We start from the raw sequence: 22,780 nt of genomic DNA, 5'->3' as shown, positions 1-22,780 counted from the left end.
ACGGCGAGGGGCGTGTCCATTTCACCCTGCCGACGCCCTAACCTCCCCAGGGGAAACCGCCCCAGCGCCTGCGGGCCTCCCCCCCCCCCCCCCCCTGCGCCGGTTCACCCGGCGGGGGTCAGGGCGTCCCCAGGCGGTGCCGGCGCCACAGGCGTACCGGGTGGTGCTCCTCGTGGACGGGGGCCGCGTCCCCGTCGGTTTCGGGGTCGCTCGCAAAGCGGCTGCCGAAGTTGCCGTACCCCCTCATCTCGTGGGGGCCCAGTCCGCCCTTGGGGAAGTCCACGTGCGCGCGGTCCCCGCGCACCTCGTAGACCGGGCCCCCCTCGGGCAGCCGGGGGTGGTCCTCCGGCGCCGGGGGCGGTCCCTCGCGGTCCATGACGCGCATCCCGGCCCAGAACGCGACGACCAGGAACGCGGCGACTGCGAGCCCCACGGCGAAAAACGGCCAGATGTTGGCGAACGTCTCCATGACGGTCCTCCCCGTCCGGGTCGGCCTGCTTCCGTACGGCGCCGCCGGTCAGGGGCTGCGGCGGCGCCCAGTGCACTCTCCACCGGGTACTTCGCACCGGGGGGCGCGGCCGGATGCAGACGGGCCCGGCGGCTCAGCCCCCGGGGCGCAGCAGGCCGCGTTCGTAGGCCTTCACCAGGTGCTGCGGCACCCGGTGGGCGGCTCCGTCGAGCGTGATCGTGACGAGCCGGGGCGCGACGGCCTTCCACTGGGCCCGGCGGTGGCGGGTGTTGCTGCGGGACGTCTTCCGCTTGGGGACTGCCATGGGAACTCCTGGGTGGGTTGCGGGGCGTGGGCGCGGGTGAGCGCCCGGGCGGTGCGGGAAGGGCTGCGGGTGCCGCGCGGCGGCGTACGGGCGCCTAGCGCGAGGCGTACGGGAGCAGGGCCATCTCGCGGGCGTTCTTGATCGCGGCGGCGAGCTGCCGCTGCTGCTGCGCCGTGACGCGCGTGACACGGCGGCTGCGGATCTTGCCGCGGTCGGAGAGGAACTTCCTCAGCAGGTCGGTGTCCTTGTAGTCGACGTAGGTGATGCCGGCCGCGTCCAGCGGGTTAGGGCGGGCCTTGAGGGACCTGGAGGACTTGGGGAGCTTGGGGGACTTCGGTCGGGGCGCCATGCGTGTTCCTCGGGATGTCGGGGTTTCTCGGCGGTTCTCGGCGGTTCTCGCCGTCTTCGGTGTCTTCGGTGTTTCTCGGCTGTCGGGGTCCGTCAGGCCGCCCGGGGGTCAGGAGACGGGGTCGAGGAGGGTGTCGAAGGCCGCGGGGAGGGCCTTCCACGCCTCGGGGCCGGCCGCGTACTCGGCGTCGGTCAGGAGGCAGGACTCGAGGAGCCGCTCAAGGCCGTCGCGGTCGAGGCCGGGTGAGGTGAAGACGAGGTGCTGGCAGCAGTCGCCGTGCTCGGGGTGCCAGTCGAGGGAGGCCGCCGCCCGCCGGACCGGCGGCACGAGCTCCCAGGCGGCGTCCGGCAGGGAGGCCAGCCAGGGCCCGGCGCTCTCCACGCACAGGGCGCCTCCCGCGGCGTCCCAGGCCAGCAGGGTGTCGGGGCGGTCGGCGAGCCAGAACCGGCCGCGGCTGCGGGCCGCGGCGCAGCAGAGGTCCTCCAGCGCCTGGTAGAGGCGTTCGGGGTGGAAGGGGCGGCGCCGGTGCCACACCAGGGTGGTGACGCCCGCCTCGTCGGCGTCCTGCGGGAGCAGGGCGCAGGCCGGGTGCTGGGCCGCGGCCGCCGCCTCCACGTCGAAGCCGGCGAGGGCGAGGGCGGCGAGCTCGCCGGAGCCGGCCGCCACCCGGCGGGCGGTCGGGTGGAGCTGGGCCAGCAGGGCGTGGTCCTCGTCGTCGGCGTCCGGGCTGTCGACCAGGGCGAGCACGGGCGCGTACTCGAGCTGGCGGGCCCAGGTGTCGCCGACGGTGCGCCGGTCGGTGGCCGCCGCCGCGAGCCCGGTCTCGGCGAGGTCGTCGCCGTTGGCGAGGTAGGGCAGGACGAGCGCCGGGTCGACGGCGGTGATCACGCCGGTGAGGTCGAGCGCACCGGCGCCGTGCGCGGCGACGACCTCGGCCATCGCCTTGGGTTCGACGGAGTCCCACAGTTCGACGACGGCGAGCCGGGTCGGGCCGCCGTCCGCGAGCCGCTCCAGTTCGGGGACGAGGTCCTCGCGCAGGGCGCAGCAGGCGCAGTCGTTGACGAGGGGCGTCTCGCCCCTGGACAGTTCGCCCGACCTGTCGCGCACCACGCGCTGGACGGTGCCGTGTGCGGCGGCGGCCAGGTCGTGGTGGAGGGCGACGCTGCCGGGGACGGTGTGCAGCAGCCGGTTCACGACTTCCCTGCGGGCATCGGCGTGGAGTCCGCCGACGATGACGACGGGCAGGCTCACGCGGTGCTCCCGTAGCGGCGCTGGAAGCGCTCGACGCGGCCCGCGGTGTCCAGGACGCGGGCGGTGCCGGTGTAGAAGGGGTGGCTCTCGGACGAGATCTCCACGTCGACGACGGGGTAGGTGTTGCCGTCCTCCCATTCCACCGTCTTGTCGCTGGTGGCGGTGGAGCGGGTGAGGAAGGCGAAGTCGGCGGCCTTGTCGCGGAAGACGACGGGGCCGTAGGCGGGGTGGATTCCGGGCTTCATGGGGGTGTCCTCGGGTGTGGTGGGGGACGTGCGGTGCGGTGCTGCCGGGCCCGTGGGCGGGCGGTCAGCGCTCCTCGCGGAAGTCGACGTGGCGGCGCACCACCGGGTCGAACTTGCGCAGCACCATGCGGTCCGGGTCGTTGCGCCGGTTCTTGCGGGTCACGTAGGTGAAGCCGGTGCCGGCCGTGGAGCGGAGTTTGATGACGGGACGTACCTCGTTGCGTGCCATGCCGCTACTATACGGCAATGGAAATCATTTCCAATAACCAGTTCCGATCTCAGAAGGGGCAGGTGGCACCATGTCCGCGCACTGCCAGCTGACCGGGGCCCGGCCGGGCTTCGGCAACAACGTCTCCCACTCGCACCGGCGCACCTCCCGCCGCTTCGACCCCAACATCCAGCGCAAGCGCTACTGGCTGGCGGGCGAGGGCCGCCACGTCCGCCTGACCCTCAGCGCACGGGCGGTCAAGACCGTCGACACCATCGGCATCGAGGCCGCGGTCGCCCGGATCCGCGCCCGCGGGGTGAGGGTCTGATGGCCAAGAAGAGCAAGATCGCGCGGAACGAGCGGCGCAAGGCGGTCGTGGAGCGGTACGCCGCGCGGCGGGCGGAGCTGAAGGCGGTGCTGCGGCGGCCGTCCTCGACGGAGGCCGAACGCGGCGCGGCGCTGGCGGAACTGCGCAGGCAGCCGCGCGACGCGAGCGCCACCCGGGTCCGCAACCGGGACGGCGTGGACGGCCGCCCCCGCGGCCACCTGCGGAAGTTCGGACTCTCGCGCGTCCGGATGCGGGAGCAGGCGCACGCCGGCTTCCTGCCGGGGGTCACCAAGTCCTCCTGGTAGGAGTCCGCTCCTGAGCCGCCCCCGGTCCCGCACCACCGGCGGGGTACGGACCCGGGGGCGGCCTCACGGACACCGCGGCCGCGCCTGCTCAGGCGGCGATTCCCGCGGCCTCCGGCGCCTCGGCGGGCGGATCGGTCCCCACACCGGGAGGGACGTGCAGGGCGATGCGCTTGGCACGGGTCATCCGGTCGGGCCGGCCGGGCAGGGGGACCCGTACGAGCGCGCCGTCCGGGCGGGTCACCACGCGCAGGCCCGCCGGCGGCTCGGCCCCGGGGCGCAGGAGCACGTGCAGCTCACTGCGGCGGCCCTCCTCCTGCCAGACGTTCCGCACGTCCGCCCACGGGAGGACGGCCTCGGTGCGGCGGCCGCTGCGGCGGCGGCCGGAGACGCGCAGGCCGCGGCGGTTCAGGGTCACCCGCCAGGGGCGCAGCGGCACGAGCCAGACGAGCAGGGCCCAGCCGGAGGCGACGGCTGCGACGAGCGGGGCGGAGGGACTGGTGGTCGACACGGCCGTCAGCTGGCCGGCGGCGAGGAGGAGGGTCAGCACGGAGCCCGCCACGCGGGGCCGGTCGGCCAGCACTTTCGCGGGCTGCGGGCTGAGGGCCGGCCGGAGGCGCTCGGGGGCGAACAGGGCGAGGGCGGCGGTGAGCAGGGAGGCCGTCGAGCGGGTGTTGCGCGCCAGTTCCGGCGAAGCCGAGACGCCCGGCTTCCGGGGCATCACCACGTGGTGGACGAGGTACGGCTCCGACGGGACGACGGCACCGTCCCGGGTGACCCTCCTCGGCGGCGGGATGTCGGTCGTGATCCGCATCAGCGGGCCTTTCCGCACATCGAGTTCGAGGGAGGTGATGCGCTCCCAGCTCACGTGCCTGCGCATGGGGGTGACGGCTCCGAGGGTGAACGACACACCGCTGGCGTCCAGGGCGAGTTCCACCGAATGCGCCTGTACACACACCGCGAGGAAGGCGGAGCCCAGCAGGCACAGCGGAAGGAAGGCGTACGGCTTGTCGAAGGCCACCATGGCTGCGGGCGGAGCAGCCAGCACGGCGAGCGACGCCGCCGCGATCACCGCCCGCCGCCGGTTGGAGATCCTGAACCGGATGTGCGGCGGGCCCGGTTGCCCGGCAACGGCGGTCGGACGCCGCTGCGGGCGTACCGCGTCGGCCGTGGAGGCGTCCGGATCGACGGACGGGCGGATGCGGTTCAGGAGGCGGCGGGGCGCCGGTACGGGCGGACGCGTCAGGCACGGTGGACCGGCCGCGGCGGCGAACGGGGCCAGCAGGGCGAGGAGTTCTTCCGCCCCCGGGCGGTGGGCGGGGCTCCGGGACAGGCAGGTGGTGACGATCCCGCGCAGTTCCGGGGGCAGGGCCGAGACGTCGGGGGGCTCGTCGGCCATGCGCGCGAGGAGGGCCCCGCCGTTCGCTCCGGCGTACGGGATCCCGCCCGCCGCGTAGACCATCACCGCCCCGAACGCGAAGACGTCGCAGGCCTCCGAGCCCTCCTCTCGGGCGAACGCCTCCGGTGCGATGTACCCGTCCGTTCCGGAGATCCGTCCGGGGGAGGTGCGGGTGGCGTCCGGGCCGTGGGCGATGCCGAAGTCTATGACCACGGGACCGTCGGGCGACATGATGATGTTGTCCGGCTTGAGGTCCCGGTGGACGACGCCCGCCTCGTGGAAGGCCACCAGCGCCTCGGCCAGCGCGGCGCCCAGGCGTCCGAGGTCGGCCGGCCCCATCGGGCCCTCGGTGCCGATCCAGTCCCTGAGCGTGGGGCCCGGCACGTACACGGTGGCGATCCAGGGCCGCGCCGCGCCGGTGTCGGCCGCGTGGAAGGCCGGCGTGTGGACCCCGCTCACCTGCCGGGCCACCTCGGCCTCGCGCCGGAAGCGGGCGCGGACCCGGGGGTCGTGGACCCGGTCCGGGCGGATCACCTTGACCGCGAACGCGCGGCCGCCGCGGCTGCGCCCGAGGTATACCAGGCCCATCCCGCCCTGGCCGAGGCGGCGTTCCACGGTGTACCCCGCGATCCGCCTCGGGTCCTCCGGTACCAGATCCCCCATGCTCCGCCCGCCCGTCCCCGCCCCGAACCAGGTCGTGCTCCGGCATCCGCCGGTCGATCCACTGTACGCCCGCCGCCCCGGGCCCGGGAGGGCGCGCAGGAGGGCCCGTACCGCGCGGACCGGCGGGGCGGGCGGGAGGCCTCCCGCCGGCTGCGGGAGGGGCGGGGCTCAGCCCCCGTACTCGCAGAGGTAGGCGGTGGCGGACGCGACCTGGAGCTGGAACGTGCTGTCGGCCGGCACCTCGAACTTCTCACCGGGGCCGAAGGCCGCCCACTCGGCCGCGCCGGGGAGCCTGGCCGTCAGGGCGCCGGAGACGACGTGCATGGTCTCCCGCTCGGCCGTGCCGAACTCGTACTCCCCCGCGGCCATGACGCCGACGGTGGCCGGGCGGCCCCCGTCCGCTTCAAAGGCGATCGACTTGACCGAGCCGTCGAAGTACTCGTTGACCTTGAACACGCGCATCCTCCTCGAGAACCGGGCCGGGAATCCCGTGTCGGCTCGGCAGCCGCCGGCCCGTGCGCAGCGAAGGCTAGTTCGACGGCGCGGTGGGATCCGCGCAGGTCCACGATGCGGACCGGCGGGCGGTTCACCGCGGTGCGACGAGTGCGGGCAGCTCGCGCATGTCGTGGAAGACGGTGGTGCCGGGGCCCGCGAGGCGCTCCGGCGCAGTGAGCCCGCCCGCGTAGCCGAGGGCGCGCATCCCTGCCGAGCGGGCCGCCTCGACGCCGGGGCGGCTGTCCTCGACCACGACGCAGGCGCCCGGATCGACCCCCATCCGCCGGGCGGCGTACAGGAAGAGGTCCGGGGCGGGCTTGCCGCGGTCCACTTCGGCGGCGCTGTAGATGCGGCCCGCGAAGCGGTCGTAGAGCCCGGTGCGGCCGAGCGTGTGCCGCATCTTGTCGTGGGAGCCGCTGGACGCCACGCAGGTCTGCACCGTGATCGCGTCGAGCGCTGCGGGCAGCCCCTCGACCGGGGCCAGACCGGCGTCCACCGCCTCGCGGTGGAGCCGTTCGAACTCCTGCGACCAGACCGCGGCGGTCTCCTCGCCGAGCCGGTCCGCGACCTGCTCGCGGATGGCTGCGTGCGACCGCCCGATGAAGCGGTCGACGACCTCGTCGTGCGTGAGGGGCCAGCCCAGCCGGGCCCCGAGGCGGACCTGGACGCGGGCCGCGATGCGCTCGCTGTCGACCAGCACACCGTCGCAGTCGAATATGACGAGTTCAACCGGCTTGATCATCCCGCCAGCATAGGCGGTACGCCGATCCGCCTTCCCGGGGCGGGAGTTGTAGCGGACGGCCCGGAGCCGGGCAACTCCCGTTGCGGCCCGGGCCCCTCCCCCCGGTCAGGGCCGGTAGACGAGCTCGATCACGATGGCCGCGATGCCGGACCAGACGCCGAGGCCCAGCACGAGCACCTGGTCGAGGAGGGCTCCGGCGCCGACGAGGGCGGCACCGGCCGCGCCGAGCGCGAGGACGGTGTGGCGTACGGGGCTCCAGGAGGGGGTCACAGGGCAAGCATCCCGTCGGAGCGGCGTACGGGCGAGGCTCCAACGGGAATCCCTGCGGTTTCCTTACGCGGACGGCAGGCCCGCCCGGGCGGGTGCAGGGGCGCCGTCGATGCGGAAGCGGAGCCGGCAGATCACCGCGTCGGTGTCCCGGCGGACGGCGTGGGCGACGAGCGCGCCGCGCTGGTTCTGCAGCAGGCGCTGCCAGAGCCGGGCGGGCTCGGTCTCCGGGAGGAGGACCGTCACCTGGGCGCCGGGGTGCTCCCGGGCCAGCTCGCGGACGAATCCGGAGACCGGGCGGCCGAGGGAGCGGGTGGGCGGGCACAGCTCGACGAGTTCGACGCCCGGGTTCCACAGCTCCCAGTCGCGGCGCAGGGCCTCGGCGGCCGGGCGGTCCTCGGGGCCGGGGAGGGTGACGGTGACGGCGAGGACCTCGTCGCCGAGGGAGCGGGCGGCGGTCAGGGCGCGGCAGGTCAGCAGGGACAGGCCGGAGACGGGTACGACGACCAGGGAGCGGACGCGCTGCGGGGGCTGGGGTACGCGGCCCAGTTCCAGGCGCTCGCCGATCTTCCCGTACGCGCGGTGCACCCTGCCGAAGGCGAGGACGAGCAGGGGCAGGGCGACGACGACCAGCCAGGCGCCCTCGGTGAACTTCGTCGCGGTCACCACCACCGCGGACACCCCGGTCAGCAGGGCGCCGGAGCCGTTGAGGACGGCCCTGGCCCGCCAGCCCGCGGAGCGCTCCACAGACCAGTGCCGCACCATGCCGGCCTGGCAGATGGTGAAGCCGACGAACACCCCGATCGCGAAGAGCGGGACGAGGGTGTTGGCGTCGCCGCCGGCGGCCAGGAGCAGCACGGCGGAGGCGGCGGCCAGGGCGAGGACCCCGTGCCGGTGGACCTGGCGGTCGGCCTTCAGCCCGAAGACGTGCGGGAGGTAGTTGTCGCGGGCGAGGAGGCCCATCAGGACGGGCAGGCCGCCGAAGGAGGTGTTCGCGGCGAGCGCGAGCAGCACGACGGTGGCGAACTGGACCGTGTAGAAGGCCGCGTTGTGGCCGAAGGAGGCGTCCGCGAGCTGGGCGAGGACGGTCACGCCCTCGACGGGCTGCAGGCCGAAGCGGCCGATGAGGACGGACAGACCGATCAGCATCACGCCGAGCAGGGCGCCGAGGGCGACCTCGGTGCGCTGGGCGCGGCGGGCGGCCGGAGTCCGGAAGGACGGGACGGCGTTGGCGACGGCCTCGACGCCGGTGAGGGCGGAGCAGCCGGCGGCGAAGGCCTTGAGCAGGAGGAGGGCTCCGACCGCCGTGGCACCGTCGCCGAGGGCGGAGGCGTGGCCGGAGGCGGTCTCGGTGGAGACCGGCGCGTCCCGGAACAGGCCGACGGTGATCATCGCGAGGACGGAGCCGACGAAGACGGCGGTGGGGAGCAGGAAGGCCCTGGCGGAGTTCACGACCCCGCGCAGGTTCACGGCGGTGACCAGCACCAGCACGCCCAGCCCGATCCCCACGCGCTCGCCGTGCAGGGAGGGGAAGGCGGAGGTCAGGGCGGCGACTCCGGCCGTGACGGACACGGCGACGTTCAGGACGTAGTCGAGGATCAGCGAGGCGGCGGCGACCAGGCCGGTACGGCGTCCCAGGTGCCGCTTGGCCACGGCGTAGGAGCCGCCACCCTCGGGGAAGGCGGCGATCACCTGCCGGTAGGAGGCCACCAGGACGGCCAGCAGGGCCGCGATCGCGAGGGTGACGGGGAGGGTGAAGCCGAGGCCGTACGCACCGGCCGCGGCCAGTACGAGCACGATGGACTCCGGCCCGTACGCCACGGAGGCCATCGCGTCGAGGGAGAGGGCGGACAGGCCCTGGAGGGCGGTCAGTTTGTGCCGCTCCCCGGCCGCGTCCCCGCCCCGCACGCCGGTATCGGGGGGCTCCTCCTGACCGGCACCCTGTGCGGTCGCCTTCGGTCCACCTGTGTGTATCGCCATGTCGCCGTGTCCTCCGAGTGGGGCAAAGTGAGGACAGCGTCGGGGCCGCGCGGGCCGCGCACCAGGCTTCTTGGCGCGATCCATACGCGGGGGGGGACGCACTCCGTACGCCCTCCATACGCGGCGGGGCGGCCCGTCGTGCGCCCCCGTGTCAGCCGGCGTCCGGGTGCACCACCGGGGTGCCGATGCGGAGCCGGTTGCCGTCGGGGTCGCGCAGTTCGATCTCGCGCGCCCAGGGCGCGTCCTGCACCGGTACGCCGAACTCGGCGGCCAGGGCGTCGACATCGTGCACGCGGAGGTAGACGAGGGTGTCGGGGCGGGCGTCGCCGGTGTGCTCCGACAGGAACAGCCGCACCCCGCCGCGGGCGACCTCGACGAACGCGGGGAACCCGGGCTCGAACCGGTGCTCCCACTGCCGGGCGAAGCCGAGCCGCCCGTACCAGGCGACCGCCGCCGCGGCGTCGTCCACGCGGAGAATCGGGATCACTTCCTCGTCCATGACGGCATGGTCGCAGACCCCGCACCCCTCACCCACGTGGTCGCGGCAACGGCAGCGGGGCCGTCAACCGGGCCAAGGGGCGCCCGGCCGGCCAGCCCGTGGCCCTGTGGGCCCACCACCGCGACACCACGCCTCCGGCAACCCCGGCGCCTCCCTGCGCCTCCTGTCCGGGCGCTACGCCGGTCCAGCCGGCGGCCCCGCCGACGGGTAGCCGTCCGGCAGCGGGTACGGTCCGGCGCGTGACGGGGACGCCGCCGGGCAGCCGGCGTCCTGGCCGCCGGGGGCCGTGGGACGGAAACCTTTGGCCATGCTTTAGGATTCAACTGCCGATGTGCGCGCTGTGGCCCTGCGCCGCAGCGCGTCCGGCGCTCCCCGCAGACCGCGGCCGCCGTGTTCCCCCCGTGCGCGGCGGCCCTGCCAGGGGGCCGGCCCCTCTCCCCCGTGCGGGCCGGCCCCCACCCCCCCCTCCCCGCCGGCTGCCGGTGTCAGCTCCCGCCCGCGTCCGTGGGCCGCTGCGGGTGCGCGAAGGGTACGGGCGCCCGGAAGCGGGCTCGGCGGGCGCCCCTCCCCCGGCGCACCGGGGGAGGGCAGGTGCGGCCCTCCCCCGGTTCCGGTTACGCACGTCCCGTCGCCGGGGGCCAGCGGATGAAGCGGGTCGGGGTGCGGTCGTGGGAGACGACCGCGGTCATGGCGGTGGGGGCCTCGTGGACGGTGGTGTGGCCGTGCCAGGGGGCGGTGTCGCGGCCCGTGATCCCGCGGAGGGTGACCGTACCGTCGGGGGCGAAGGCCAGGTCCACGTCCGCGGCGCCCTTGGCGAGGCCGCGGCCGGTGGCCTTGACCGCGGCCTCCAGCAGGGTCCACGCCGGGTAGAACGCCGTACCCGGCGCCGTGCCCGGCAGGGCCGGGTAGACGAAGGAGAGGACGTCCATGTTGGCCGCCTCGGGTCGCAGCAGCTCTATGTCGACCCCGAGGGGGCCGGTGTCGGTGGCGCCGACCAGCAGCAGTCCGTCGGAACGGGACCAGCTGACGTGGGTGCCGGGGTGGTCGGGGAGGTGGGGCTTGCCCTCCCCGTCGTAGGCGATGGAGAGGTCGCGGGCCGGCAGGCCGAGGCGGCCGGCCAGGAGGGTGCGGACGGTCAGGCGCGCCCGGTAGAAACGGTGGGCGGCGCGGGCGTGGGCGAACTCGCAGCCGCGGCGCAGCTCCTCCTCGGTGAGGCCGTCGGGGTAGCGGTCGCTGATCTCGGAGGGGTCGACCCGGTCGAGGTCGACCAACCAGGCGTCCATCACATGCGTTTCCTTTCTGCTCCGGAGCTCCGGGTCCGCAGGGGGCGGACTAGAGCGCGAACTCCTCCGTGGTCGAGCGGGACGGGTCTCCGGGGCGCAGGTGGAGGCGGCCCCGGGCCGGTTCGAGCACCACGGCGGCGACGGTGCGCTCGGCGCGGATGTCGCCGCGGTCGGGGACGAGGACGGGGGGCTGCGCGAGGTGCGCGAAGTGGGCCTCGGGGGGCGCGTCCGCGGGGAGCGCGTCGAGGATCGCGGCGGCGGCGCGCAGTCGGCGCAGGGAGGAGTTGCGGGCGAAGACGTTCAGCTCGTCGGCCGCGGTGAAGTCGGGGTGGAGGAAGTGGTTGGTGTGCGCCACCCCGGGTCTGCCCTCGGTGATGCGGAGGTCGCCGCCGAGGAACTCGACGTACAGGGCCCGTTCGCGGTCGCAGAGGGTCAGGGAGCGGGAGCTGGCGAGCGGCAGTTCGGCGAGGATCTTGAGGGCCTGCCGGGTGTCGGCCGCCGTGTCGAGGACGTGGCGGATCGCGAGGTACGGGGGCACGCCCGGGCGCCAGTCGCCGCCGAGGACGAGGTTGAGGCCGACGGCGAGGCCGTCGCTGTTGACCCCGAGATAGCCCAGGAGGCCGGCGAAGGAGAGGACCAGGGAGCGGCGCGCGCTTCCCTCGCGGGCGATGCGCAGGACGCTGATGTGGTCGTCGAGGTTGCCGTTGAGGTCGACGGTCTGGGCGAGGACGGGCGACGCGGGGTGGTGGCGGGCGTAGGTGGTGCAGTCCCCGGCCGTGGGGATCCTGGAGTAGCCCATGATCTCGCGGCGGAGCTGGAGCAGCCACGCCTCGTCCCCCGTGATGCGGGCGCCCGCGGCCAGGCCGCTGACCTCCTCGGCGAGGTCGGGGAGGGCGGCCGCGACCGCCGCGCGGTACGCGGCGATCGTCGGCGTCAGGGCGGACAGGGTGAACGGCTTCCCGGGGGCCAGGTGGTTGAGGCGGGCCAGGCCGTCGTCGAGGAAGGCCCGCAGGGGGCCGGCGAGGGCCTCGCCGTGGGTGCGGCCGATGTCGTAGGGGCTGCCGGAGGCCTCGATGAGGATCGTCATGACGGCCCGGCCACCTTGGGGCGGGCGGCCAGGGCCGCCTTGACGGCGGGCCACTCGGCGCGCAGGACGCTGTAGAAGACGGCGTCGCGGCGGCGGCCGCCCGGCATGTAGTTGAAGCTGCGCAGGACCCCCTCCTCGGTGGCTCCGATGTTGCGCAGCCCGCGGCGGGCCTGGGTGTTGAGGACGTCGGTCTTGAACTCGACGCGTTCGGCGCCGAGGGTTTCGAAGGCGTGCTCCAGCAGGAGGTACTTGGCCCACCGGTTGATGCCGGCGCCGCGGAAGTCGCGGCCCAGCCAGGACCAGCCGATCTCCAGGCGCCGGTCGGCCTCGGCCATGCTGCCGATGCTCATGCTGCCGGCGATGCGGCCGGTGCTGCGGTCGGTGATGGTGAAGACGGCCCGGCGGCCTGCGGCGTGGTCGGCGAGGTTCGCGGCGAAGAAGGCCTCGAAGTCGGCGTCGGTGTCGACGGCGGAGACGAAGTAGCGCCAGATGTCGGGGTCCATGGCGACGGCGTGGATGCCGGCCCGGTCGGCCTCGGTGAGCGGGGTGAGGGCGACGTGCTCGTTGCCGAGCGCGGCGGCGGCGGTCTCGGCCCAGGGCAGGGCGGCGGGGGGTACGGCGAACGGTGCGGCGGGGGCGGCCGGGGCAGGGGCGGCGGCGGGCGCGGCGGCGGGGGCGGTCTCGGTGCTCATGCTCAGGCTCCTGCGGTGGCGGGGTGGTGGCGGGTCAGGGCGGTGGTGACGTCGCGCAGCGTACGCATCGCCGCGAGGTCGTGCTCGGTGAAGTGGGCGAGGTCGACGCCCGTCTCCTCGCAGAGCTCGGTGAGGAAGAGCACCTTGTTGAGGGAGGTCAGTCCGTACGCGGCCGTCATGTCGGCGTCGGCGTCGAGGGCCTCGGGGTCCATCTCGGGGATGAGGACCAGGGAGAGCTGGTCGCGGGCGGCGGCCTCGATGGCCGGGGACGCGGCGGCGGGGGTGTTCTCAGGCATGGATTCCGGTCTCCTGGTCGTGGAGGGAGGCGTGGTAGGCGGCCCGGATGGCCGGGCGCTTGGGCTTGAACTGGGAGGTGAGCAGGCCGTTCTCGACGGTGAACGGGGTGTCGGCGACCACGGCGCGGGCGATGCGCTCGTCGGGTCCGGTCGCGGCGTTGGCCACGGCCAGGCGGGCGGCGATGGCCGCGTGGTCGGCCGGCAGGGCCGCCGGGGAGACCACGGCGACGAGGTCGGTCTGGGTGGGGCTGAACAGCACGCACTCGCCGACGGCCGGATCGGCCTTGACCAGCTCCTCGATGGGCCGGACCACGATCTTCTTGCCGTTGTCGAGGACGATGACGTCGTCGGCGCGGCCCAGGACGAAGAGGTAGCCGTCCTCGTCGATCCGGCCGAGGTCGCCGGTGCGGACCGTGCCGTCGGGGGCGAAGACCTTCTCGGAGTCCCCGGGCCCGGCGTACGCGTAGCGGGTGGCGACGGGGTGGGTGCTGCGGACGTGGATGACCCCGTCCGCGTCGAGGACGACCTCCTTGCCGGTGAGGACCCGGCCCACGCTGCCCTCGCGGTGGGCGCCGGGGTGGTTCTTGGTGACGATGCAGGTCTCGTTCATGCCGTAGCCCTCGTAGAGGGGCAGGGCGGCCTCGGCGTAGAAGCGGTGCAGGTCGGCGGAGGCGGGGGCGGAGCCGGTCCACAGGTAGCGGATCCGGTCGCCGAACAGGGTCCGGCAGGTCGCGGCCAGGGGGGTGCCCTCGGGGGCGCGCCGGTGGCGGGCCGCGAGCTGGCGCCGGGCCGACTCGAAGAAGGCGGGGACGCCCATGACCACGGTGGGGCGGGTGCGGCGCAGCGTGGCGAACGCGGCCTCGTAGGTGGTGACGGTGATGTCGTGGCCGTGCAGCAGGGCGGAGTAGACCCAGTAGCGCTGCTGGAGGAGGGAGAGCGGGAGGAAGACGAACAGGTGGTCCTGCGGCCCGTGGCCGAGGATCTCCTGGACGGCGGCCAGGGAGCTGTCGATGCTGCCGGCGGTGGCGGCCAGCCCCTTGGGCGTACCGGTGCTGCCCGAGGTGAACTTGACCGTGGTGGCGTCCCGGGGGCCCCAGGAGACCGGCGGGAGCGGGTCGGCGGCGCTCTGCGCGGACTCCCCGGCGTACTCCTCCGTGGCGGGCAGTACGCCGTCCAGCGGGTGGATCCCGGCGGCCGGGGCGGCCGGCGGCCGGTCGGTGAACAGCAGGCTCAGCCCGTACCGCTCCATGAGCTCCCGGTCCGGCGTGAACTTGCCCGGCTCCAGGCCCGCGGTCTGGGCGCCCAGGCGCAGGGCCGCGAGGTCGAGCAGCACCCATTCGAGGCCGTTGGCGGCGAGGATCCCGATCCGGTCCCCCGGGCCGGTCCCGAAGGTGCGGCGCAGATGGCGGGCGAGCGCTCCGGCCCGCTCCCAGACCTCGGCCAGGGGCAGGGTGCGGGTCCCGTCGAGCCGGGCGACGGTGAGGCTGCCCCCGGCCTGCGGGGGTTCGGAGGCGATGCGCTGGACCGCGGGCGGCGGGAACGCGGGGCGGTTCACCGGCCGGTCCTGGCGGCGAGGGCGCGGGCGAGGGCGCGGACCGTGTCGAGTTCGGCGAACTCGTCGAGGGTGAAGGTGGTGCCGCACTGCTTGCGGATCGCGGTGAGGATGCGGGCCGCGGCGATGGAGTCCCCGCCGAGGGAGGCGAGGGTGTCGCGGGGGCCGACGGCGGGCAGGCGCAGCACGGTCGCCCAGATGTCGGTGAGGAGCTTCTCCGCGGCCGCGACCGGGCCCGGGAGGGGTCCGTCGGACGCGCCGGACCCGTCCGGAGCGTCGGTGCCGTCGGTGCCGTCCGCGGCGCCGGACGGCCCGCCGGATGCCTCCGCGCCGCCCGGCTCGGGGACGAAGGCGGCCAGCGCCGTGCGGTCGACCTTGGCGTTCTTCGTCAGCGGCAGGGCCTCGTGCCAGACCACCACCGACGGGACCATGTAGTCGGGGAGGTCGGTGCGCAGGGCCCGGCGGATCTCCGCGGCGGCGGGGCGGTCCGCGCCCGCGGGCACCAGGTGGGCCACCAGCCGTCCGCCGTGGGCGGCGACGACGGCCTTGGCCACGGCGTCGAGCGCGGCGAGCCGGGTCTCGACCTCGCCGGCCTCGATGCGGTAGCCGTTGACCTTGATCTGGAAGTCGGTGCGCCCCAGGATCTGGATGTCGCCGTCGGGGAGGTAGCGGCCGAGGTCGCCGGTGCGGTAGAGGCGCTCGCCGCGCCCGGGGTCGTGGTGGAAGCGCTCGGCGGTGCGCTCCGCGTCGTTCCAGTAGCCGCGGGCCAGGCCCGTGCCCGCGGCGACGATCTCGCCGGTGACCCAGTCGGGGCAGTCCTGGCCGTCGCGGTCCAGGACGTACGCGCGGTTGTTGGCGTTGGGGCGGCCGTAGGGGATGGACTCGCTGCCGTCCTCGTGCGCGCCGACGGGGTGGAGGATGTTCCAGATGGTGGTCTCGGTGGGGCCGCCGAGGGAGACGACGTCCAGGCCGGGCACGAGCCGGCGCAGGGCGGCGGGCAGGGCCGGGGGCAGCCGGTCGCCGCTCATCATCACCAGGCGCAGGGCGGGCGGGACGTCCCCGTCCGCGCGCGCCTGGTCGTGGAGCAGGCCGACGATGGCGGGTACGGAGTTCCAGACGCTGACGGCGTGGGCCCGGCACAGGTCGAGCCAGTGGGCGGGGTCGACGGCCTTGTCCCGGTCCGGCATGACCAGGGCCGCCCCGGCGGACAGCGCCCCGAAGACGTCCCACACCGACAGGTCGAAGTTGAAGGCGCTGATGGCGAAGAACCGGTCGCGGGGGCCGATGCCGAAGCGGGTGTGGCAGTCGGCGACCACGTTGGCGACGTTGCGGTGGGTCACCATGACGCCCTTGGGGGCCCCGGTGGTGCCGGAGGTGTAGAGGACGTAGGCGAGGTCGTCGGGGTCCGAGCCGGCCGGGCGGGGCGGGACGGAGGCGGGTCCCGCGGCCGGTGCGGTCAGGTCCAGCACCGCGGCCGTGCGGCCGGGGCCCCCGGACTCCGGCGCCGTCCAGCCCGCGTTGGTCAGCACGCAGCGGACCCGGCCGTCGGTGAGCATGTACTCCTGGCGGGCGGCGGGCAGGGCCGCGTCGACCGGGAGGTACGCGGCGCCCGCCAGCACGGTGGCGAGGATGCCGATGATCTGCTCGGGGCCGCGGTGCATGACCAGACCGACGAGCTCGTCGCGGCCGACTCCGTGCGCGCGCAGCCAGGTCGCGGCGTGGGCGGCCCTGCGGAGCAGTTCGCCGTAGCTCAGGGCGGTGTCCGAGGTCAGGACGGCGGGTGCGTCCGGGGTGCGCGCGGCCTGTGCGGCGATGGCGTCGCCGAGCATCTCGGCGGGCCGGGCGACCCGGGTGTCGTTGGCGGCGCGGCGCCGCTCCCGCTGGGCGGGCGGCAGCAGGTCGAAGCGGTGCCGCTGCCAGGCGGCGGGGTCGGTGAGGGTGCCCAGGAGGCCCTCGTAGCCGTGCGCGAGGTCGTCGAGGAGGCCCTCGGGGAAGAGCTCGTCCACGCCGTCGAGCTGGACGACCAGTCCCCCGTGCTGCTCCATGGCGAAGGCGTTGAGCCAGATCTGCGGGGTCTGGCTGACGGTGAAGACCTCGGGGCCGAACAGTTCGAGGGTGGAGCCGTCCACGTCCGAACTTGCGTGTCCGATGGCGCTGTTGAAGGTGAACGGCATCCGGGCCGCGGTGACCCCGCCGCGGCGGCGCGCCAGTTCGGCGAGCACCTCGGTGCCGGAGTGGTGGCGGTGGTCGAGGTCGGAGTGCAGGCGCTGCTGGAGGGCGCGGGCGCGGTCGGCGAAGGGCCGGGACCGGTCGACCTCCGCCTCGACGAGGAGGGTGTCGGAGAACTGGCCGATCGCCTCGAAGACCCGGGGGTGGACGGGCGGCCGCTGGGCGAGCGTGGTGGTCAGGGTGAACCGCTCCCCCGCCCCCCAGACGGCCAGCGTCTCGGCGTAGGCGGCGATCAGCAGGGCCGAGGGGGTCAGGCCGGCGTCCTCGGCACGGGCCTTGAGGGCCGTCCAGGCGGCGCGGTCGAGGCGGACCTGCCGCTGTGTGAACCGGCTGGCGGCCAGGGCGGCGGGGCTGGTGCGCAGGGGCAGGTCGGGGTGCGGGGCGAGGTCGTCGGCGCGGGAGTTCCAGTGCTCGCGGGAGCGGCGGGCCGGGGCGCGGCCGCGGGCCGCTTCGAGGGCCGCGAGGTAGTCCTCGTAGGGGAGTTCGGCCGGGGCGCCCTCGCCGGCGGGTCCGGCGGCGGGGCTCTGGTAGGCGTGCCACCAGGCCCGGAAGAAGAGGAACATGCTGATGCCGTCCATGACGAGCCCGTCGTGGCTGACGTGCAGGACCATGGCCCCGTCGGTGAGGAGGGTGACGTCCACGGCGAGCAGCGGGCCGGTGTCGGCGGGCAGCACCCGGTGGGAGCGCTCGGCCCGCAGTTCCCCGCGGATGCGGCGCTGTTCGGCGGGGGTGCGGCCGCGCAGGTCGAGCCGTCCGATGCGGGGCAGGGCGAGGGGGCCGGTCGCGGTGGTCTGCCGGAGGCCGGAGGCCGCGCCGGTCGCGGGTTCGTCGGCGGGGAAGCGGGAGCGCAGGGCGCTGTGCGCGGCGACGACGGTGTCCAGGGCGGACTGGAGCCGGTCGAGGTCCCAGGCCCCTTCGATCTCGTGGTAGACGTGGCTGGCCACGTCGCCGATCTCGAAGATGCCGCCGCGGCCGAGCAGGTAGCTGCGCTGGAGCGGGGTCAGGGGGAAGCCGGGGCCGCCGCGTGCGGACTCGTCGGCCAGGTGGGCGACCAGGGCGGGTTTGGCGGCCTTGATGCGGGCGATGAAGGCGGGGTCCATGCGGTCGCGGCTGCCCTGGAGGTGCAGGTCGCCGTCGACGAGGCTGACGGCGAGGCCGCGTTCGGCGATCTCGCGCAGGACCTCGCGGGGGTCGCCGCCCCCGGGGGCGGGGTAGGCGGCGGGTACGGGGCCGGGTCCCGTGTGGGCGTTCACTCGGGGTCCTTCGTCGGTGGGCCCGGGCGCGGCGGACGCTTCGGGCACTGCGGGTACGGACGGCACGGCGGGCGCGGCGGCAGCGGTGGATGCGGCGGGCGCGGTGAGCGTGTCCGGGCTCATCGGGCGGCCTCCTGCCCGGTGAGGGCGGCCACGGCGGCGGGCTCGGCCCGCCCGGCGAGGACGGCGGCGAGTTCGGCGACGGTGCCGCCGTGCAGGAGCTCGTCCATCGACAGGTCGACGTCCAGGGCCTCGAGGATCTGGTACTGGACGGTGACGGCCTGCAGGGAGCCCGCGGCGAGCTGCACCAGGGTCCGCTGGGAGACGTCCTCTCCGGCGTCGAGCCGCAGCGCGGTGCGGACGACCTCGCTGAGCCAGGGGGTGAGCGGCGGTGCGGCCGGGGCGGTGGCGGCGGCCGGGCCGGTGGCGGTGTCCGCCGAGGGGCGGAAGAACACCGCGTCGGCGAGGGTGACGGTGCTGCCGGGGGCGAGGAGTTCGACGGTGGTCGGCCAGTCGGCGGGGGCGGCGGGCATCCCGAGGGCGGCGGCCAGTGCGGCGGCGAAGCGCGGCATCAGCGGGGCGGCGGCGTGGGCGAGCAGCCGGGCCGCGGCGAGCTCCAGGGCGAGGGCGGTGCGGCTCTCGTCGGACCAGTCCTCGGCGTCGGCCAGCAGTTCCTCGCCGCGGGCGAAGCGCAGGGCGTCGCGGACGATGCCGTCGAGTTCGGCGGCGGCCTGGTTCAGGGAGAACGCCTCGCCGGAGAGGGCTCCGGTGACGGCGGTGAGGCGGCTGCCGAGGCGGGACAGGAAGGCCGTGTGCTCGGGGGTCCAGTTGCCGGCGTCGGGGGCACTGCCGCCGTGCCGCTTGGCGACGCGGGCCCCGAGGTCGTTCAGCCAGCGCTGCCAGGTGCCGATGAGGGTCTCGTCGAGGGCCTGCTCGTAGGCCGCGCGCCGGAAGTCGGTGCGCTGCCCCTCGGGCCGGGTGGCGGAGAGGAACCAGCGGACTGCGTCGACGGAGTCGGGGCCGAGGATCTCCTTGCCCCAGATGGCGTGGCGCCGGCTGGTGGAGAACTTCTCGCCCTCCAGCAGGTAGAACTCGTTGACGTGGTAGTCGATGTCGGGCTTCCAGCCGGGGTGCGCCAGGCCGTACAGCACCGGGTAGAGCACGGAGTGGTAGAAGCTGTTGTCGTAGCCGAAGAAGTGGACGATCTTCCAGTCGTCGGCGGGGGCGTCCGCCCGCCAGTCCCGGCCGAGGCGGGCGCCGAGGGCCTCGATGCCGTGGAGGAAGCCGAAGGACATCTCGGGCCACACCCAGACGACCTGTCCGCTGGTGTCCTGCTCCTTCGGCTCGATGCCCCAGCCGGAGGGGTGGGTGAGCGGGATGTCCAGGGCGGGCCGGCGGAACAGCCGCTCGGCGAGGTCGCGCAGCCGCGCCGGGACCCGCCCGGTGCGGTGGTGCGCGGTGATCTCGGCGCGGAACTCGTGCAGCGGCAGCGACCAGCGGACGGCTCCGGCGCGGCGGACGGCGCCCGCGGCGGAGGCCGTCGACCGCGGGGCTTCCAGGTCGGCGACGGTGTTGGGTTCGCCGCACTCCTCGCAGATGTTGCCGCCGGTGGGGTGGGCGCAGCCGGGGCAGCCGCCCCTGACGTCGACCTCGTACAGGTAGCGGCCGGTCTCGGCGTCGTAGAGGGCGCCGTGCTCGGCGGTGGAGATCCGGCCGGAGGAGGCCATGCGGGAGAAGAAGTCCTGGAGGCCCTCGCGGTAGCCGGGTGCGGTGCCCGTGACGGTGTACTGGTCGAGGGGGATGTCCATCAGCCGCAGGGTCTCGGCGATCTCGGCGCTGTAGTGGGCGGCCGTCTCGGCGGGGGTGCGGCCCTCGCGCTCGGCGGCGGCCAGGACGTAGCTCTGGAAGTCGTCGCTGCCGGTGAGGTGGTAGGCCTCGGTGCCGGTCATGCGCTGGTGCCGGACGAACACGTCGGCTCCCAGGTAGGGGCCGGAGAGGTGGCCGAGGTGGAGGTCGCCGTTCGGGGTGGGCGGGGTGGAGAAGACGAACACGGGCCGGTCGCCGAAGGCGGTCCGCACCGGGGCGGCGGCCCCGGCCAGGGCCCGTCCGGCGTCGCGCCAGTACTGGGTGAAGAACACCAGGTCGGTGTCGCCGGTGTTGGTCAGGACGTGGGTCTCGAAGGGCTCGAAGAGGACCACGGTGCCCGGGGCGGCGGCGTGGCGGCCGGTGTCGGTGTCGAAGGCGCCCGAGCCGGCGACGACGACGAACAGCTCGGTCTCGTCGTGGTGGTGGCGGTCGGCCGCGGCGCCGGGGGCCACCCGGCCCCAGCCGGCGCCGGTGCCGAGCCCCTCGACGGAGCTCATGTCGATGCCGAACGCCTCGTGGAGGGCGTCCGTCCCGTAGCGGGTGATGATCATTTCGTGGCCTTTCGGAGGGCGGGGACGACCAGGTCGGCCGCGCGGGAGGCGAGGGCGGGCGCCAGGCGGTAGCCGGAGCCGGAGGCGGCGCCGGCGAAGACCAGGCGGCCGGTGCCGTCGAGGGGGCGGACGATCGGGGGGCCGCCGCCGGGGGCGTACGCGTCGCAGAACACGCGCCCGGAGTCGCAGGCCGCGGCCATCGCGGGGGCGTAGCGGGCGAGCAGGGCGCGGGCCTCGGCGAACTGGTCCGCGGAGACGGCGGGTCCGGCGGCGGCGGGCGGGACGTCCCACTCCTGGCAGGTGTAGCTGAACAGCCAGTGCCCGCGGTGGTGGAGGGGGAGCAGGAAGGCGTCCTCGGCGTGGAAGACGACGGCGCGGTCGTCGGGGGCCGGGGGGAGGTCGACGTGCAGGGCGACGATCTTCTTGACGCGGGCGCCCAGGGGGGCGACGGCCCCGGCCCAGGCCGGCTCGTCCAGCCAGGGTCCGGGGGCGAGCACCACGTGCTCCGCGGTCAGTTCGGCGCCGCCGCTCAGGGTCACCCGGACGGATGCGGGGCCGGTTTCGAGGGCGGTGACGGCCACCCCCTCGCGGAAGGAGACCTGCGGCCGGAGTCCGGCCGCGAGCTGCTGGGTGAGGGCGTGGACGTCGGCGTACTGGCAGCCGTCTCCCTCCCAGAGCCCGTACCCGGCGGGCAGGGCGGGGACCTGCGGGGGCAGGGCGGTCGAGCGGCGGAGCCGGGCGCCGGGCAGGTACGCCTGCCGCAGGGCCGGCTCGTCGGCCTCGGGGGCGAGGACCGCCATGCCGAGGGGGTGGACGGGCAGGGCGGGGCGGGCCGCGAGGAGGTCGGCGTAGAACCGCTCGCTCTCGGCGGCCAGTTCGCGGGTGGCGGGGTGGGCGCCGCGGGGGAAGTGCAGTCCGGCCGAGCGGCGGGTGGCGCCGCTGCCGATCAGGTCGCGGTCGAGGACGGTGACGCGGGTGCCGGGGGCGCGGCGCACGATCTCCCGGGCGGTCAGGGTGCCGAGGATGCCGGCGCCGACGACCGCGACGGTGGTGCGGGCGGCGCGCGCCGGGGCTGCGGGGCTCGTCGCGGCCGGGGCGGCGGGGCCCGGGGGCGGCGCGGCGGGGGCGGCGGGGGCGGTGGGCATCAGGCGCTCCACTCCGGCGCCGACTGCTTGCCCGCCCAGTCGATGAAGGAGGCGAGCTGCTCGTCGCCGCGTACGCCGCTCAGCCGGTCGGCGATCCGGCGGCTGCGCCAGGCGTTGAGGCTGAGGTTGGGGTCGGCCAGGCCGCGCTGGCCGCGGACGGCGTTCTGGAGGAAGACGGAGCGGTCCGGGGGCCCGTCCCACAGGACGGCGTAGTCCTCGTCCACGCGGAACTCGTCGCCCTCGCGGGCGAGCCGGTCCGCGATCGGGGCGAGGAAGTCCGTGGGGGCCGGCCGGTAGCCGGTGGCCCAGACGACGAGGTCGGCGTCGAAGCGCTCGGCGGTGCCCGGTTCGCCGTTGTGGCGGGCCGTCACCTCCCAGCCGCCGTACGGGCCGGGCCGTACGTCGCACACCTCGCGGTGGGGGTGGAGGGCCACCAGGTCGGTGTGTCCCTCGATGAACCGCTGTACGTAGATGCCCTGGTAGATCTCGCGGAGGGTGGACTCGGAGATGCCGTCGCTGGTCAGGATGTGGCGGGCGTTGAGGGAGTGCCGCGCCTCGCGCGGGAGTCCGTAGAAGTAGTCCGCGTGGCTCGGCATGTACATGTCGTTGGTGAACGGCGAGTCGTCGATCGGGAAGTAGTTCTGGCGCCGGGAGATCCAGGACACCCGGCGGGGCAGGCCCGCGCCCTGGCGGGAGATCAGGTCGAGGAAGGCCTCGGCGCCCGACTGGCCGCCGCCGATGACGACGACGCGCTTGCCGGCCACGTCGGCGGCGCGGGTGAGGTAGTCCGCGACGTGGAACTGGGTGGGGCAGAGCAGCCCCTCGGCCAGCGCCGGCACCCAGGGCCGGGTGCCGACGCCGACGACGATGTTGTCGGCGGTGAGGGTGCGGCGGTCGGTGCGGACGGTGAAGACGGAGTCGAAGCCGACCTCCTCGACGGACTCGCCGAACACGATGTTCTCGTTGCGGCGGCTGGCCCAGGCCAGGTAGTTGCGGAACTCCCGGCGCGGGACGTCGGCGAACTGGGCGTTGAGGAAGTGGTACACCCGGCCCTGGTCGTGCAGGTAGGAGAGGAAGGAGAACGGGTTCCCGGGCTCGGCCAGGCTGACCAGGTCCTTGAAGGTGGAGACCTGGAGGGTGGTGCCGGGGATCTGCTGGCCGTCGTGCCAGGTGAAGGCTTCCTTCCGGTCGATGAAGGCGTTCGTCACGCCGGGCCGGCCGTGCAGCATGGACGCCAGGCTCAGATTGGCCGGGCCCGCCCCGATGCCGATGCAGCGGTAGTGCGCCGCACCGGGCCGTATGCTCTCGTGCCCCATGTCGGACCT

Annotated in this window: 23 protein-coding genes; 2 read left to right on the top strand and 21 right to left on the bottom strand. The window is 75.1% G+C overall.

Annotated elements, in window-relative coordinates:
• Positions 1-118: 118 nt before the first annotated feature.
• The 6 genes from ACZ7JZ_RS14150 to rpmG all read right to left on the bottom strand — a co-directional run bounded on the left by ACZ7JZ_RS14150 (position 119) and on the right by rpmG (position 2,847).
• Positions 119-469 carry a DUF6479 family protein gene (locus tag ACZ7JZ_RS14150; protein ID WP_470937915.1) on the bottom strand — a complete coding sequence of 117 codons (351 nt, stop codon included), beginning with the start codon at positions 467-469 and terminating at the stop codon, positions 119-121.
• Positions 470-602: 133 nt separating this feature from the next.
• On the bottom strand, positions 603-773 hold the full coding sequence (rpmF, locus tag ACZ7JZ_RS14145; RefSeq protein ID WP_470937912.1) for a 50S ribosomal protein L32: 171 nt from the start codon (positions 771-773) through the stop codon (positions 603-605).
• Between the two features lie 94 nt (positions 774-867).
• The gene (rpsR, locus tag ACZ7JZ_RS14140) at positions 868-1,122 is read right to left on the bottom strand and encodes a 30S ribosomal protein S18 (protein ID WP_470937909.1); all 255 of its coding nucleotides are present in this window, start codon (positions 1,120-1,122) and stop codon (positions 868-870) included.
• A 108-nt stretch (positions 1,123-1,230) separates the two neighbouring features.
• Entirely contained in the window at positions 1,231-2,373 is a 1,143-nt protein-coding gene (locus tag ACZ7JZ_RS14135) for a CobW family GTP-binding protein (protein ID WP_470937906.1), read from the bottom strand.
• Positions 2,370-2,618, bottom strand: a complete 249-nt coding sequence (locus tag ACZ7JZ_RS14130; RefSeq protein WP_470937902.1) for a type B 50S ribosomal protein L31 — start codon at positions 2,616-2,618, stop codon at positions 2,370-2,372. The genes ACZ7JZ_RS14135 and ACZ7JZ_RS14130 overlap by 4 nt, the downstream gene beginning before the upstream one ends.
• 64 nt (positions 2,619-2,682) lie before the next feature.
• The gene (gene rpmG, locus ACZ7JZ_RS14125; protein ID WP_079430716.1) at positions 2,683-2,847 is read right to left on the bottom strand and encodes a 50S ribosomal protein L33; all 165 of its coding nucleotides are present in this window, start codon (positions 2,845-2,847) and stop codon (positions 2,683-2,685) included.
• Positions 2,848-2,917: 70 nt separating this feature from the next.
• Between rpmG and rpmB the strand changes: the two genes are divergently transcribed.
• Positions 2,918-3,154 (top strand): 50S ribosomal protein L28, encoded by a 237-nt coding sequence (rpmB, locus tag ACZ7JZ_RS14120; protein WP_470937898.1) that lies wholly within the window; start codon positions 2,918-2,920, stop codon positions 3,152-3,154.
• Positions 3,154-3,459, top strand: a complete 306-nt coding sequence (rpsN, locus tag ACZ7JZ_RS14115; protein WP_470937895.1) for a 30S ribosomal protein S14 — start codon at positions 3,154-3,156, stop codon at positions 3,457-3,459. The genes rpmB and rpsN overlap by 1 nt, the downstream gene beginning before the upstream one ends.
• A gap of 88 nt (positions 3,460-3,547) precedes the next feature.
• Here the strand turns inward: rpsN and ACZ7JZ_RS14110 are convergent, their stop codons facing one another.
• From ACZ7JZ_RS14110 to ACZ7JZ_RS14040, 15 genes are all read right to left on the bottom strand, one after another.
• The gene (locus ACZ7JZ_RS14110; RefSeq protein WP_470937892.1) at positions 3,548-5,518 is read right to left on the bottom strand and encodes a protein kinase domain-containing protein; all 1,971 of its coding nucleotides are present in this window, start codon (positions 5,516-5,518) and stop codon (positions 3,548-3,550) included.
• Positions 5,519-5,686: 168 nt separating this feature from the next.
• Complete coding sequence (gene ppnP / locus ACZ7JZ_RS14105; protein WP_470937889.1) at positions 5,687-5,980, bottom strand: pyrimidine/purine nucleoside phosphorylase; 294 nt, start codon at positions 5,978-5,980, stop codon at positions 5,687-5,689.
• 124 nt (positions 5,981-6,104) lie between these two features.
• Positions 6,105-6,755: an HAD family hydrolase gene (locus ACZ7JZ_RS14100; RefSeq protein ID WP_470937886.1), complete on the bottom strand. Its 651-nt coding sequence runs from the start codon at positions 6,753-6,755 to the stop codon at positions 6,105-6,107.
• A 105-nt stretch (positions 6,756-6,860) separates the two neighbouring features.
• A complete protein-coding gene (locus tag ACZ7JZ_RS14095) occupies positions 6,861-7,025 on the bottom strand; it encodes a hypothetical protein (RefSeq protein ID WP_470937884.1) in 165 nt (54 codons plus the stop codon).
• Between the two features lie 63 nt (positions 7,026-7,088).
• The gene (locus ACZ7JZ_RS14090; RefSeq protein ID WP_470937881.1) at positions 7,089-9,002 is read right to left on the bottom strand and encodes an APC family permease; all 1,914 of its coding nucleotides are present in this window, start codon (positions 9,000-9,002) and stop codon (positions 7,089-7,091) included.
• Positions 9,003-9,153: 151 nt separating this feature from the next.
• Entirely contained in the window at positions 9,154-9,501 is a 348-nt protein-coding gene (locus tag ACZ7JZ_RS14085) for a glyoxalase superfamily protein (RefSeq protein WP_470937878.1), read from the bottom strand.
• 614 nt (positions 9,502-10,115) lie between these two features.
• Entirely contained in the window at positions 10,116-10,784 is a 669-nt protein-coding gene (locus ACZ7JZ_RS14080) for a 4'-phosphopantetheinyl transferase family protein (protein ID WP_470937875.1), read from the bottom strand.
• Positions 10,785-10,833: 49 nt separating this feature from the next.
• Positions 10,834-11,871, bottom strand: a complete 1,038-nt coding sequence (locus ACZ7JZ_RS14075) for a C45 family autoproteolytic acyltransferase/hydolase (protein WP_470937872.1) — start codon at positions 11,869-11,871, stop codon at positions 10,834-10,836.
• Positions 11,868-12,473, bottom strand: coding sequence for a GNAT family N-acetyltransferase (locus ACZ7JZ_RS14070; RefSeq protein ID WP_470938100.1), 606 nt, complete (start codon positions 12,471-12,473; stop codon positions 11,868-11,870). The genes ACZ7JZ_RS14075 and ACZ7JZ_RS14070 overlap by 4 nt, the downstream gene beginning before the upstream one ends.
• Positions 12,474-12,565: 92 nt before the next feature.
• On the bottom strand, positions 12,566-12,859 hold the full coding sequence (locus ACZ7JZ_RS14065; protein ID WP_470937869.1) for a phosphopantetheine-binding protein: 294 nt from the start codon (positions 12,857-12,859) through the stop codon (positions 12,566-12,568).
• Positions 12,852-14,414 carry an AMP-binding protein gene (locus ACZ7JZ_RS14060; protein WP_470937866.1) on the bottom strand — a complete coding sequence of 521 codons (1,563 nt, stop codon included), beginning with the start codon at positions 14,412-14,414 and terminating at the stop codon, positions 12,852-12,854. The genes ACZ7JZ_RS14065 and ACZ7JZ_RS14060 overlap by 8 nt, the downstream gene beginning before the upstream one ends.
• Positions 14,411-18,016, bottom strand: coding sequence for a non-ribosomal peptide synthetase (locus ACZ7JZ_RS14055; protein WP_470937863.1), 3,606 nt, complete (start codon positions 18,014-18,016; stop codon positions 14,411-14,413). Before ACZ7JZ_RS14055 ends, ACZ7JZ_RS14060 begins: the two co-directional genes overlap by 4 nt.
• Positions 18,013-20,310 carry a class I tRNA ligase family protein gene (locus ACZ7JZ_RS14050; protein WP_470937860.1) on the bottom strand — a complete coding sequence of 766 codons (2,298 nt, stop codon included), beginning with the start codon at positions 20,308-20,310 and terminating at the stop codon, positions 18,013-18,015. Before ACZ7JZ_RS14050 ends, ACZ7JZ_RS14055 begins: the two co-directional genes overlap by 4 nt.
• Complete coding sequence (locus tag ACZ7JZ_RS14045) at positions 20,307-21,455, bottom strand: NAD(P)/FAD-dependent oxidoreductase (RefSeq protein WP_470937857.1); 1,149 nt, start codon at positions 21,453-21,455, stop codon at positions 20,307-20,309. The genes ACZ7JZ_RS14050 and ACZ7JZ_RS14045 overlap by 4 nt, the downstream gene beginning before the upstream one ends.
• Positions 21,455-22,771: a lysine N(6)-hydroxylase/L-ornithine N(5)-oxygenase family protein gene (locus ACZ7JZ_RS14040; RefSeq protein WP_470937854.1), complete on the bottom strand. Its 1,317-nt coding sequence runs from the start codon at positions 22,769-22,771 to the stop codon at positions 21,455-21,457. Before ACZ7JZ_RS14040 ends, ACZ7JZ_RS14045 begins: the two co-directional genes overlap by 1 nt.
• Positions 22,772-22,780: the final 9 nt, after the last annotated feature.

Source organism: Streptomyces sp. NPDC038213 (assembly GCF_055600495.1).
The sequence above is the reverse complement of the archived record's forward strand: the minus strand, read 5'-3'. Positions and strand labels throughout refer to the sequence as shown.